This window comes from Niveispirillum fermenti (assembly GCF_052474395.1).
In genome coordinates this window covers 1,882,812-1,895,610 of the sequence record NZ_CP156681.1, presented here as the reverse complement: position 1 = coordinate 1,895,610, position 12,799 = coordinate 1,882,812, and the positions used below count along the sequence as shown (strand labels likewise).

Sequence of the window (12,799 nt, the reverse complement as noted above, 5' to 3'; positions counted from 1 at the left end):
GTCGGGCGGCGGGACCGCCGGCCGTCCTTGGGAGAGCAGCCGATGCGGACAGCCAGGATCAAGGAGAGGCCCGACCCATGACGACCGTCAAGCAGCATCTCTGGTTCGAGAAGGACATGGAAGCGGCTGTGCGCTTCTATACGGGGCTGATCCCCGGTTCCATCCTGGAATGGGTCACGCCACTGCCGGCCGACACCCCCAGCGGCCCGGCCGGCAGTGTGCGCCTGGCCGTCTTCACCCTGGGCGACCAGCGCTACATGGCCATCGAGGCGGGACCGCTGGACGCCTTCAATCACAGTTTTTCCATCATTGTGGAATGCGATGATCAGACCGAGATCGATCGGCTATGGTCCGCCCTGTCGGAGGGCGGGCAAGTCGAGCAATGCGGGTGGCTTCGCGACCGCTGGGGCCTTTGCTGGCAGATCACGCCAAGGCGCCTGGGTGAATTGATGCAGGGCGATCCGGGGCAGGCGCGGCGTGTGACGGAAGCGATGCTGAAGATGGTGAAATTCGATATTGCAGCCCTGGAAGCAGCCGCCAAAGCCGGGCCGTAAGCGCAGGAAAAGGGGTTTACAGACGCACCCTATCCCGATGATGTCCGCAAACCCCTAACAGGACAGGATTTTCTCTGTTAGGATCAGATGTTGACCACGTCGCGGCAGGTCCCCATGGGTATGTTCGATTTCCTGAAGGTGGATGTTGTCGAGAAGGTGCGGGTGCCCAACTACACCGCCCATCTGAAAATCGACGGCAAGTCACTGACCATTGCCAACCTGGGGCTGAACAGCGTCACCGTGGCCGGGGCCAAGCTGAAGGTCGGGCAGGCCGTGACGTTCGATCTGGACCTGAAGGACCCCAAGCAGAAGTTGTCGCTGAAGGCTGCCGGCACGGTCGCCGCGGTGGAAAAGGCCGGCACCAGGATCAATTTCACCAACCTGCCCGAGGATAGCCGCAAGGCCGTGGCCCTGTTCCTGGCCCGCTACGCCATCGCGCGCTGAAGCCGGCAGCGGCACTGGAAAGGTTGCCCACCGCGCGCGCTTCCTGGCAAAGTCCCCCCTGCGGCGCAATGCCGGTGAGCAGGAGGAAGGGACGTTCATGAGCGCCAACAAGCGGATCGGCATCCTGACCAGCGGCGGCGATTGCGCCGGGCTGAACGCGGTCATCCGGGCGGCGGTCCATCGCGCCGCGCATTACGGCTGGGAGGTCGTGGGGATCGAGGATGGCACGCAGGGCCTGCTGTCACGGCCCGTCCGCTATATCACGCTGGACACCAACCGTGTCGATTGCGCCATGATGCGCCAGGGCGGCACCATCCTGGGCACCACCAACAAGGGTGACCCCTTCGCCTATCCCATGGCCGACGGGTCCCGCAAGGACCGGTCGATGGAGATCATCGGCGGCCTGCGCGAACTGGGCGTGGACAGCCTGATCGGCATCGGCGGCGACGGATCGATGGCCATCCTGCGCAAACTGGCCGATGTCGGCGGGCTGAAACTGATCGGCATCCCCAAGACCATCGACAATGACCTGGGCATCACGGAGATGTCGGTCGGCTTCGACACGGCCGTGGCCGTCGCGACGGAGGCGCTGGACCGCCTGCAGCCCACCGCCGCCAGCCATGACCGCGTCATGGTGCTGGAGGTTATGGGGCGCGACGCCGGCCACATCGCGCTGTCCGCCGGCATCGCGGGCGGGGCCGATGTGATCCTGCTGCCCGAACTGCCCTGGTCGGTGGCCGGCATCGCCGACAAGATCCGTCGCGTACAGGCCGACGGACGCAATTTCGCGCTGGTCGTCGTGTCGGAAGCCGCCAAGACCATGGAAGGCGGCACAGCCAAGCAGGAATTCGCCGACGGGCAGAAGCGCTATGGCGGCATCGGCAATTATGTCGGCCACCTGATCGCGGAGGCGACGGGGGCGGAGACGCGCGTCACCGTGCTGGGCCATGTGCAGCGCGGCTGCCCGCCGGGGCATAATGACCGCGTCGTGGCATCGGCCTTCGGCGTGGCGGCCGTGGATCTGCTGGCGGCGGGAAAGTCCGACCGGCTGGTCGCCTGGTCCAACCGCCGCGTCATCGACATCCCCATCGCCGATGCCATCGCGACCTATGCCGCCGTGGACCTGGACGGTACGCTGATGCGCACCGCCCGCGGGCTGGGCATCTATCTGGGGGACGAGCCGCGGGGCGGATGAACCGGGCACAGAGGGGGTGTGAAGGGCCGGAGGGGTGCAACGGCCATAGGGTGCAAAGATAAGGATGGCGTGATGGGCAGCAACGCGGGCACGGTCGCCGACCGGATCATCACCCTGGTCCGGGCCCGTCCGGGCCTGACGGAGATCATGATCGCCGAACATCTGTTCGGCCACGGGGCCCGGCAGCAACGTGTCAACCAGGATTGCCGCCTGCTGGTCGCCGCCGGTGCGCTGGAGCGCCGCGGCGGTGGCGGGCCCGGTGATCCCTATCGGTATCATCCGCCCAGGGCTGCCCGTGTGCCGGCCGCCCCCTCGGACATTCCCGACCTGTGGCCTTTTTCCCTGGCGGTCTATGCGGGGCCGGACGTGGCGGCGGCCTGCCTTTTGGCGCAGGACGAGCACGGGGCCGATGTGAACCTGCTGTTATGGGCCGCCTGGCTGGGTGCCCGCGGCCATGTGCTGACCCCGGTCGAACTGTCCGCCGCCCGGCATGCGACAGCCCCCTGGCGACAGGATGTCGTGCAGCCGCTGCGCGCGCTTCGCCGCCGCCTGAAATCGGGGCCAGCGCCCGCACCGGAGGATGCAGCCACCCAGGCCCTGCGCGCACAGGTCAAGGCCGCGGAACTGGAAGCGGAGCGCATCCAGCAGACCGTTCTGGCCCGCCTTCCCCTCCACCGGCGCACCGATGCGGGCTGGGACGAGGCCCTGGCCGCCAACCTGTCGCTGTTGCTGCCCGGTGACGCCGCCACGGCTGTAACAGAGCCGTTACACAGCGCCATTCGCGGCCTGTGAAACCCGGTGCTACGGTCGCTGTCCAAGAGCCGCCGTCAGGCGGCCCGACAATACACGTCAGCAATCCCCGTACCGGAGTGAACAGCATGAAGGGCCTGTCCGCCAGCACCTGCCTGGGCGCCCTCGGCCTGACCCTGTTGATGGGTCTGGGCCAGCCCGCGATGGCGCAAGCTTCCAGCACGCCGGCCGTCGATCCCGGCATCAGCCCCTGCGATGATTTCTTCCTGCATGCCTGCGGCCCCTGGATCAAGGAGAACCCCATCCCGGCCGACCGGGCCCGCTGGGGCACCTTCGACGCGCTGCAGCAGAGCAACCAGAACCTGCTGCACGCCATCCTGGAGAAGGCAGCCGCCGGCACCGAACCGGGCACGGCCAAGATCGGCGCCTTCTATGCCGCCTGCATGGACGAGGCCGCCGTCGACAAGGCGGGGCTGGCACCGGTGAAGCCGCTGCTGGACCGGATCGCCGCCCTGAAGGACAAGAAGCAGGTCGCCGGTCTTGTGGCCGTGCTGCACGACGCCGGGGTAAACGCCCTGTTCAGCTTCGGCCCGCAGCAGAGCTTCGCCAGGGCAGAGGACACCATCGCCGCCTTCGACCAGGGTGGCCTGGGGCTGCCCGACCGCGATCTCTACCTGAAGGATGATGAGCGGTCGGTGACGCTGCGGGCGGCCTATGAGAAGCATGTAGCCGCCATTTTCACCCTGGCCGGCGACGATGCCGCCACGGCAGCGCGCAAGGCAGCAGCCGTGATGGCGTTCGAGAGGAAGCTGGCCACGGGCACGATGCCCAAGGTGGAACGGCGCGACACCAGCCGGCTGGACAATCCCACGACGCTGAAGGATTTCGCGGCCGGACATGCGGGCGTGGACTGGGCCGCCTATGTCAGGACGGTGGGCGCTCCGGCTTTCACCGAGATGAATGTCAACGATCCCGGCTTCTTCACGAACCTGGACAAGACGGTCGCCGACAGCGACCTGGGCGATATCCGCACCTATTTCACCTGGCAGGCACTGCGCCGGTCTTCCCCGTGGCTGTCGAAGCCCTTCGTGGAGGAGAATTTCGCGTTCTACGGCAAGACCCTGTCGGGCGCGCAGGAATTGCGGCCGCGCTGGAAGCGCTGCACCGACGCCGCGGACAACGCGCTGGGCGAGGATCTGGGCCGCCATTACGTGGAAAGCGCCTTTGGGCCGGAACACAAAAAGCGCATGCTGGTCATGCTGGACGATCTGCGCGCCGCCTATGCGCAGGAAATCCGGGATCTGGACTGGATGGGGCCGGAAACCAAGGCCAAGGCCCTGGAGAAGCTGGACGCCATGGCCCAGAAGATCGGCTATCCCGACCAGTGGCGCGACTATACGGCGCTGACCGTCGCCAGGGACGCGCTGCTGGGCAACCTGTTCCGGTCCGCCGCCTTCGAGAATGCCTATCAGAACGCCAAGATCGGCAAGAAGGTGGACAAGAACGAATGGTACATGACGCCACCCACCGTGAACGCCTATTATGATCCCAGCCAGAACAACATCAATTTCCCGGCCGGCATCCTGCAGCCGCCCTTCTTCGACTTCAAGGCCGACGATGGGTTGAACTACGGCGCCATCGGCGCCGTCATCGGGCACGAGATGACCCATGGGTTCGATGATCAGGGCCGCGCCTTCGATGCCCACGGCAACCTGAAGGATTGGTGGACGGAGGCCGACGCCACGCGGTTCAACGAGAAGGCGCAATGCCTGGTGGACCAGTACGGCGCCTATACTGTGGCCGGCGACACCCCCCTGAACGGCAAGCTGACGCTGGGGGAGAACACGGCCGACAATGGCGGCCTGCGTCTGGCGCTGGCCGCCCTTCGCAACCGCCTGGGTGGGCAGAACGCCCTGAGCGCGCGCGGGGCCGATGGGCTGAGCGCGGAACAGAAGCTGTTCTATGGCTGGGCCGGGGTCTGGTGTTCCTCCGCCCGGCCCGAGGCGGAACGGCTGCGGGCGCAGACGGACCCGCATTCGGCCGCCCGCTATCGCGTCAACGGTACGGTGGCCAACATGCCGGAATTCGCCAAGGCCTTCAATTGCAAGCCCGATGACGCCATGGTGCGCGGCGCCAAGGCATGCAAGGTCTGGTAATCCGGCCCTTTTTCGGCAAGCATGCAGGGGCCGGCCCGGTGACGGGCCGGCCCTTTCCATTAGTGCCCGGATCCCGATGCCCCTGCCCGCCCTGCGCCTTTCCACACCCGACGATGTCGCCGCCATCCATGCCGTCTGGCGCGCCGCCGTCGATGCCACGCATGGCTTCGTGGCGCCGGCCGACCTGGATTTCTATGAAAACCTGCTGCTGACCCTCTATCTGCCGCAGGTTCCCGTCTGGCTGGCAACACTGGAGGATGGGACGGCCACCGGCTTCATGGGATTGACGGGCCCCAAGATCGATGCGCTTTTCGTCCATCCCGCCTTCCACCGCACCGGTGTCGGCCGCCGGCTGATCGACCATGCGGCCAGTCTGCATGCGCAATTGCTGGTCGATGTGAATGCCCAGAACCCCGGCGCGGTAACCTTCTACCGCACCCTGGGCTTCCGCGTCGTGGGCCGTTCCCCCATCGATCATGGGGGAAAGCCCTATCCGCTCATCTTCATGGCACGGGTATAGAGCGGTTCTCCTTTGACTGGAAAGCCGCGTGAAGCCGCAGATGCGGCGCCGGCAATTGAGGGCGGTGACCAGAACCAATAGGTTCTGGTCACCGCAAAATAGTATGAGTGATGGAGCCGTAATCAGGCGGACAGGCGCCTTTCGATGGCGCTGTCGATGTGGCGCTTCAGGTCGGGATCGGTGGTGTAGAGACGGTTGAAATCGCGGCGATCCAGCAGCAGAAGCCGGCAATAGGCGATGGCCGTGACGTCGGCATTGCGCGGCTGGTCCAGCACCAGCGAAATCTCGCCGAAGAAATCGCCGCTGCCCAGGCGGATCGGCGCCTCCAGCCCCGGCACATGCACGGCGACGGCACCTGAAGAGATGAAATAGACCGTGTCGCCCCGCTCCCCCTTGCGCACGATGGGCTGACCGGGGAAATAGAGTCGCGGCTTCAGCAGCCGTTCGATCTGCGCCAGCCGGTCGGGCGCCAGACCGGTGAACAGCGGCACGCGGGCCACCAGTTCATGCGTGGCCAGCCCCAGGTCGAGTTGCGGCGGCTTGCTGACACCCTGCCAGCGCTCCCGCAGGTCACGTTCCAGGTCGTTCAGGATCTCGCGGCTGATCAGCGCCTCCTCGAACAGGGACTGGGTCGATCTTTCCTCCATCCGCAGGCCCGCGCGGATCAGGTACTGCGACTGCACGGCGTCCAGATAGGCCGGGTATTGCAGCCGGATGGAATCCAATGCCTCGTCCACGATCTTGAGGCGCTGGACCAGCCGGGTCCGCACGGCGTCGGCCGTGGCCTTGCCCAGCATGGGCACCAGGCGGTCCCCGGTGAACTCCATCGTCTCCTTCAGGCAGAAACGCAGGGCGGTCAGCATGGCATAGCGCTCCGACAGCCGCGCCGACACCGGCCGTTCCAGGCCGAACCGCCGATGCAGCCAGAGGGCCAGCCGCAGCGACCGGCCCGGCCGCAACTGCTTGGCCGCCACCTTCTCATAGGCTGCGGCCCCACCCGTCTTCAGCGCATCCTGCAGGCGCCCCGCGGCGGCCGTCAGCGTCTGCACCGACAGGCGGGAAATGACACCGTCGCGGAAATAGGACAGGAACCGCTGTTCCTCGTACCGGGCCAGGGTGGAGAGGCCGATATAGACCTTGTCATCCGGCGACAGTGCGCCATAGCGGCTTTCCAGATCCAGCTGCTCCTGCGCCAGTTCGGCGCCACGCTCCAGCAGGGGCTCCACCGCATGTTCGACCGGAAAGCCGAACCGCTTGGCCACTTCCTCCAGGTCGCGGCGGACATTGGTCAGCGACAGGCCGACGGCCCGGTTGCGCAGGTTCAGTTCCACCGGCGTCAGCCGGTCCAGCTTCAAAAGCCTGATCAGCGGCCGCAGTGTCGTACCCTGCACGAACAGGGTGAACAGCACGAACCCGGTGACGACGACGGCTACATGCTCCTTGATATAGACGGGAAGCTGCGGATGCTCGGTCACGGCCAGCGCCAGTGCCAGCGATACGGCACCACGCAACCCGCCCCAGGTCATGACGATGCGGAACCGGTTGCCGATCCGGTCGCTGGCACCGATCCAGGCCAGCATGGGCAGCAACCCGAAGATCACCAGCGCGCGGGCCACCAGTGCTGACACGATCAGCGCCCCCAGCAGGGCAAAATGGCTCCATTTCGCATTCATCAAGGTCGGCGGCACCAGCATCGACGCGAACAGGAAGATCAGGGAATTGGCCCAGAATCCCAACTGCTTCCATACCTGGTCCAGGCTGGCCCAGCTTTCCGGGCTGACCCGTGTGCGGCCCGACGACGCCATGACCAGACCCGCCACCACCACGGCCACCACGCCCGACACCCCCAGGAAATGTTCCCCAAGGATGAAGGTGAGATAGGCCAGCGTCAGGGTCAGCGTGATTTCCGACAGGGTCTGGCCCCGCAACGGCGTGATGATCAGGGCCGCGGCCCAGGCCATGGCCCAGCCCACCACGACGCCGCCCGCGAATTTGACAATGAAGTCGGAAGTGGCCTGCCCCAGGTCCGGTTCCCCGCCCTGGGTCAGCAATCCCAGCAACAAGGTGAACAGGACGATGGCGGCGGCATCGTTGAACAGGCTTTCGCCTTCCACCAGAATGGTCAGCCGCCGGGGCGCGCCCAGGTCGCGGAAGATGCCGACGACGGCGGCGGGATCGGTGGTGGCGATGATACTGGCCAGCAGCAGGCAGATGATCAGGGCCTTCTGCGTCGGCATCCCGTGCCAGATACCCCACACCCACCACATGGCCAGGCCGGAAATCAGCGTGGCGATCAGCACGGCCACGACGGCCAGCAGCAGGATGGGCCCCAGATCGTCCATCATGCGCCGCACATCCACGCCCAGCGCGGTTTCGAACAGCAGGATGGGCAGGAAGATATAGAGGAAGGCCGACGAGGTCAGCTCCACCTCCCCCACCGCATGGATGAAGGCGTTGAACGGTCCCGTCCCCTCGCCGAACAGCGACCCCGATCCGTGCAGCAGCAGGCCGAAGCCGACGCCCAGCGCCGCCAGCACAACCGTGTAGGGCAGGCGCAGACGCTGGGCCAGTGGCGGCAGCAGGCTGACCAGCCCCAGCAATCCGGCGACGGCCAGCAAGGTGTTGATCAGGGGTTCCATGATGCGATGGGGCACCGGCAAGGGCGGGAACGGTGGCGGACAGCATGACATGGAAGCGGGCCGCGATGCCAGCACCGCCACCGGCGTGCAACCGGGGAGCCGGAATGCGCGGGCGTGGCCTGAACGGTCGTATGGCGCGGCGCCATAAATTCATCTACCTTGCGGAGCCTTGAGAAACAGAGACGATCGTTGCAGAGCGGGAACAGATCGTCCAGGGCGTGGGGCGCCATGGACAAGGTTGGGGGGCGGTCGCGAAATGGTGGACGATCTGGTTGATTTCGCGGCCGAGCCGACGGGGGAGCCCGCGGCGCCCGAACTGCCCCCCTGGCTGGTCCTGATCGCCGATGACGACCCGTCCGTCCATAATGTCACGCGGCTGGCGCTGCGTGACATGCGGCACGATGGCCGCCGCCTGCTGTTCCTGTCCGCCTATTCAGCGGCAGAGGCGCGGCAGATGCTGGCCGTCTATCCCGATATCGCCCTGATCCTGCTGGATGTGGTGATGGAGAAGGATGATGCCGGCCTGACCCTTGCGCGCGCCGTGCGCGAGGAATTGGGCAACCACCATGTCCGCATCATCCTGCGCACAGGCCAGCCGGGACAGGCGCCCGAGCGCGAGGTGGTGGAGCGCTACGACATCAATGATTACCGCGCCAAGGACGAGTTGACGGCGCGACGGCTGTGGACCTCCGTCTACACGGCCCTGCGTGCCTATGAGCAGGTCCGCGCACTGGCGGATAACCGTGCCGGGCTGACCCGCGTCCTGGACGCCACGGCCCGCCTGTTCGGTGAACGCGACCCCGACATCCTGGCCGCCATCGCGGTGCAGGACCTGTGCGCCCTGGCCGGGCCGGGAACGGTGGGATTGCTGGTCCGCGGCGAGCTGGTGGGCGGCGTGCCCACGGGGGAACCGCTGGTGCTGGCCGGCACGGGCGGGCATGGCGGTCCGCTGGCTCCCGGCCTGCTGTCGCATCTGGTCCCGGCGGAACGCGGACAGCAGGTCGTCCGCGCCCTGACGGCCGACGGCCCGGTGGGCGGCGACGACTGGTTCGCGATCGCGGCCGCGCTGTCGGACGAAACGGCGATCGTGCTGCATCTGGCCAACCTGCCGGCCGGCCGCATGCCCCAGGCCGGCATGATGGCCCTGTTCGCGCGCACGGTGGCGGTGGCGCTGGAGAATGCCCGGCTAGTGGCACAATTGTCGAAGGACCGCACGCATGACCGCGCCACGGGCCTGCTGAACCGGGTCGGCTTCATCCAGGCGATCGAGGCACGGCTGGAGGAATTGCAGCATGGCGGGGTGGAAAGCGCCGCCGTGGGCATCATCGACCTGCGGCATTTCCGCGACATCAACCAGGAACTGGGCGTGGCCAGCGGCGACCGGCTGTTGACCACCACGGCGCGGCGCATCCTGGACGCCGCCGGCCCCGGCGCGGTCTGCGCCCGCACGGGCGGCGACCAGTTCGCCCTGCTGCTGCCCGGCTCCCCCCGGCTGGCCGAAGCCAGGGACCAGTTGCACGCTGCCGCCAGCGCCGTCAGCGAGCCCTTGGTTCTGGCCGGGCGGGAGGTGCATCCCATGTCCTCGCCCGGTCTGGCCTGGTGCAACTGCATGGGCCGGCATGGCGAGGAATTGCTGGCCCGGGCGGAAGAAAGCATGCAGGCATCCAAGCGCGCCTTCGGCCGCCTGCAGGAGGTGGTGATCGGCGCGGAGCCGCTTGATGGCGGCCGGCTGGGCCTGACCATGGAACTGGGCAGTGCGCTGAAACAGGGTCAGTTCGAGCTTTATTACCAGCCCATCGTCGATGCCGGAACGCGCGAGGTGGTGGCGTTCGAGGCGCTGGTGCGCTGGAATCATCCGTCGCGCGGGGTGGTGATACCCGCTGCCTTCATCCCCACAGCGGAGGAAACGGGCCTGATCGTGCCCATCGGCACCTGGGTGATGCGCGCCGCGGCCGAACAGACGGCCACGTGGACGCGGGCCGCCGGCCGCCCGGTCTGGGTCAGCGTCAACATTTCCGCCGCGCAATTGTCCGAGCCCGGCTTTCTGGACCATGTGCGCTGCGTGATCCGGGAGACGGGCGTCGATCCGACGCTGCTGAAGCTGGAAGTGACGGAAAGCACCATCATCGGTGATCCGGGCCACGCCGCGGAAATCCTGACGGGCCTGCGCGGGCTGGGCATCCGTCTCTGCATGGATGATTTCGGCACGGGCTATTCCAACCTGGCCTACCTCCAGACCCTGCCCTTCGATTTCCTGAAGGTGGACCGGGCCTTCGTGTCCAGCATGATCGACCGGTTCGAAAGCCGGACCATCCTGCGCACCATGCTGGCCCTGGCCCAGCAATTGTCGCTGGAAGTCGTGGCGGAAGGCGTGGAAACGCAGGAGCAGGCGGATGAGCTGGCGCGTCTGGGCTGCGGCTTCCTGCAGGGCTTCCTTTACGGCCGGCCCATGCCAGCGGCCGCGGCCGGACGCCTGATCGGCGCCGGTGCGGCGTGACCATCGTCGGCCATGGGATCGGCATCGACCGGATAGATACGCGCCAGGAGGGACAGGACGGCGGTCACCGCCTCCCCCCGCAGGCTGTAGAAGATGGTCTGCGCCTGACGGCGGGTCTGGACCATACCCTCCAGCCGCAGCAGGGCCAGATGCTGGCTCAGCGCCGATTGTGACAGGCCGACAAGGGTTTCCAGTTCGCCCACCGCCTTCTCGCCTTCGGCAAGATGCAACAGCACGCACAGGCGTCGTTCATTGCCCATTGCCTTCAGCAGGGCGGCCGCATCGGTGGTCTTGACAGGCAGGACAGGCGCATTCATAGGGCTTTAACTGTATCGCGGGGGCAGGGCGTCAAGCCCGCCGGGACGATAAAATTCCAGCCAGGGAAACGGTCAGATGGACAGCACCGGCATGCAAGCCGACCTCACGCTGGACTGCACGGGCCTGAAATGCCCCATGCCGGTGCTGCGTGCGGCCAAGGCGCTGCGCGCCATGCAGCCGGGCCAGATTCTGCACGTGACCGCCACAGACAAGGCGGCACAGAAGGATTTCGCCACCTTCTGCCGGGAAGGCGGACACATCCTGCTGGGCACCGATGCCTTGGGGCCGGCGGCCGGCGGTGATGCGACACGTTTTCGCATACGGCGAGGCGGCCATGCGCCGGCCTGATGATCTGCCGCAATGACGACGACCGGCATCCGCCCCCATGATATCCTGGCGTGCCCGCCGGCGTTAATCAGGCGGGCGGAGAACCGACCAGGGGGACGTGACGCCGGATGAACACGCTGCTTTTCTCGCATTCCGACTGCCTTGAACATGACACGGGCTATGGCCATCCCGAATGCGCCGACCGGCTGCGCGTCGTGCTGTCGGCGCTGGAGGACGAGGTCTTCATGTTCCTGGACCGGCGCGACGCGCCGCTGGCCACCCGCGAACAGTTGGAGCGCGTGCATCCCGCGGCCCATGTCACGGCCCTGCTGGATGCCATTCCGGCCCAAGGCCATGGCAGCATCGATGCCGACACCGTGCTGTCGCCCGGCACGGGCACGGCCGCCCTGCGGGCGGCGGGCGCCGTGGTCGCCGCCGTCGATGCCGTGTGCGGGGGACAGGCGCGCAATGCGTTCTGCGCCGTGCGCCCGCCCGGCCACCATGCCGAGCCTGACCAGGCGATGGGCTTCTGCCTGTTCAATAATATCGCGGTCGGGGCGGCCCATGCCCGTGCCATCCATCGCGTTCAACGGGTGGCCATCGTCGATTTCGATGTGCATCACGGCAATGGCACACAAACCTTCTGCCAGCACGACGCGGACCTGTTCTATGGCTCCACCCACCAATGGCCGCTTTATCCCGGCACGGGGTCCGTGCGGGAGAAAGGCGATTTCGGGAATATCGTGAATGCCTGCCTGCCGCCCATGTCCGGCAGCCCCGAATTCCGCCATGCCATCCAGGCCCAGATGATCCCGGCGCTGGATGCCTTCCGGCCCGACCTGCTGATGATTTCCGCCGGGTTCGATGCCCATATGCGCGACCCGGTCGGGGGGCTGGACCTGACAGACGATGATTTTGTCTGGGTCACAGGCAAACTGATCGAGGTGGCGGACCGCCATGCCCGCGGCCGCATCGTTTCCGTGCTGGAGGGTGGGTACGACCTGCGCGCGCTGGCCAGTGCGACGGCCGCACATGTAAAGACCCTGATGGTGGCCTGACGCCTTCGGCCATGCGTGGCACTTGAACCGGCGGGCCGGGGGACATACAGTCCGGCCTTCCGAAAGCCAATGCGATGCCATGACCGACCAGACCCTGCCCCCCGATATCGCCGCGCTCTCCTTCGAAGATGCGCTTGCCGAGCTGGAGCGGATCGTCCGCCAGTTGGAGGAGGGCAAGGCCAAGCTGGACGACGCCATCCAGTCTTACGAACGCGGCACCTGGCTGAAACGGCATTGCGAAGCCAAGCTGCGCGAGGCGCAGGCCAAGGTGGACCGCATCACCATCGCCGCCGATGGCACCATCAGCGCCGAACCTGCCCGCCTGGATTGAGGTCCCCTTG

General features: G+C 66.8%; 12 protein-coding genes. 10 read left to right on the top strand and 2 right to left on the bottom strand.

Annotated features, from left to right (window positions below; all coding sequences use genetic code 11):
* Positions 1 to 77: 77 nt before the first annotated feature.
* The 6 genes from ABC728_RS20000 (at position 78) to ABC728_RS19975 (ending at position 5,619) form a co-directional block, all read left to right on the top strand.
* Complete coding sequence (locus ABC728_RS20000; RefSeq protein WP_416620735.1) at positions 78 to 554, top strand: VOC family protein; 477 nt, start codon at positions 78 to 80, stop codon at positions 552 to 554.
* An 87-nt stretch (positions 555 to 641) separates the two neighbouring features.
* Positions 642 to 998, top strand: a complete 357-nt coding sequence (locus ABC728_RS19995; RefSeq protein WP_416620736.1) for a hypothetical protein — start codon at positions 642 to 644, stop codon at positions 996 to 998.
* A 97-nt stretch (positions 999 to 1,095) separates the two neighbouring features.
* Positions 1,096 to 2,193, top strand: coding sequence for an ATP-dependent 6-phosphofructokinase (locus tag ABC728_RS19990; protein WP_416620737.1), 1,098 nt, complete (start codon positions 1,096 to 1,098; stop codon positions 2,191 to 2,193).
* 72 nt (positions 2,194 to 2,265) lie between these two features.
* Positions 2,266 to 2,985, top strand: coding sequence for a TIGR02444 family protein (locus ABC728_RS19985; protein WP_416620738.1), 720 nt, complete (start codon positions 2,266 to 2,268; stop codon positions 2,983 to 2,985).
* Between the two features lie 86 nt (positions 2,986 to 3,071).
* The gene (locus tag ABC728_RS19980) at positions 3,072 to 5,099 is read left to right on the top strand and encodes a M13 family metallopeptidase (protein ID WP_416620739.1); all 2,028 of its coding nucleotides are present in this window, start codon (positions 3,072 to 3,074) and stop codon (positions 5,097 to 5,099) included.
* A gap of 76 nt (positions 5,100 to 5,175) precedes the next feature.
* Complete coding sequence (locus ABC728_RS19975; protein ID WP_416620740.1) at positions 5,176 to 5,619, top strand: acetyltransferase; 444 nt, start codon at positions 5,176 to 5,178, stop codon at positions 5,617 to 5,619.
* Between the two features lie 122 nt (positions 5,620 to 5,741).
* Here the strand turns inward: ABC728_RS19975 and ABC728_RS19970 are convergent, their stop codons facing one another.
* Positions 5,742 to 8,258, bottom strand: coding sequence for a cation:proton antiporter (locus tag ABC728_RS19970; RefSeq protein WP_416620741.1), 2,517 nt, complete (start codon positions 8,256 to 8,258; stop codon positions 5,742 to 5,744).
* A 256-nt stretch (positions 8,259 to 8,514) separates the two neighbouring features.
* On the opposite strand from ABC728_RS19970, the gene ABC728_RS19965 reads away from it, so the two are divergent.
* On the top strand, positions 8,515 to 10,755 hold the full coding sequence (locus ABC728_RS19965) for a GGDEF/EAL domain-containing response regulator (RefSeq protein WP_416620742.1): 2,241 nt from the start codon (positions 8,515 to 8,517) through the stop codon (positions 10,753 to 10,755).
* Here ABC728_RS19965 and ABC728_RS19960 read toward each other — a convergent pair.
* Positions 10,695 to 11,072 carry an ArsR/SmtB family transcription factor gene (locus ABC728_RS19960; protein WP_416620743.1) on the bottom strand — a complete coding sequence of 126 codons (378 nt, stop codon included), beginning with the start codon at positions 11,070 to 11,072 and terminating at the stop codon, positions 10,695 to 10,697. The genes ABC728_RS19965 and ABC728_RS19960 overlap by 61 nt on opposite strands.
* Positions 11,073 to 11,148: 76 nt before the next feature.
* On the opposite strand from ABC728_RS19960, the gene ABC728_RS19955 reads away from it, so the two are divergent.
* The 3 genes from ABC728_RS19955 to ABC728_RS19945 all read left to right on the top strand — a co-directional run bounded on the left by ABC728_RS19955 (position 11,149) and on the right by ABC728_RS19945 (position 12,789).
* Entirely contained in the window at positions 11,149 to 11,421 is a 273-nt protein-coding gene (locus ABC728_RS19955) for a sulfurtransferase TusA family protein (RefSeq protein ID WP_445376468.1), read from the top strand.
* A gap of 107 nt (positions 11,422 to 11,528) precedes the next feature.
* Complete coding sequence (locus ABC728_RS19950; RefSeq protein WP_416620745.1) at positions 11,529 to 12,458, top strand: histone deacetylase family protein; 930 nt, start codon at positions 11,529 to 11,531, stop codon at positions 12,456 to 12,458.
* 79 nt (positions 12,459 to 12,537) lie between these two features.
* Positions 12,538 to 12,789, top strand: a complete 252-nt coding sequence (locus tag ABC728_RS19945) for an exodeoxyribonuclease VII small subunit (protein WP_416620746.1) — start codon at positions 12,538 to 12,540, stop codon at positions 12,787 to 12,789.
* Positions 12,790 to 12,799 lie beyond the last annotated feature (10 nt).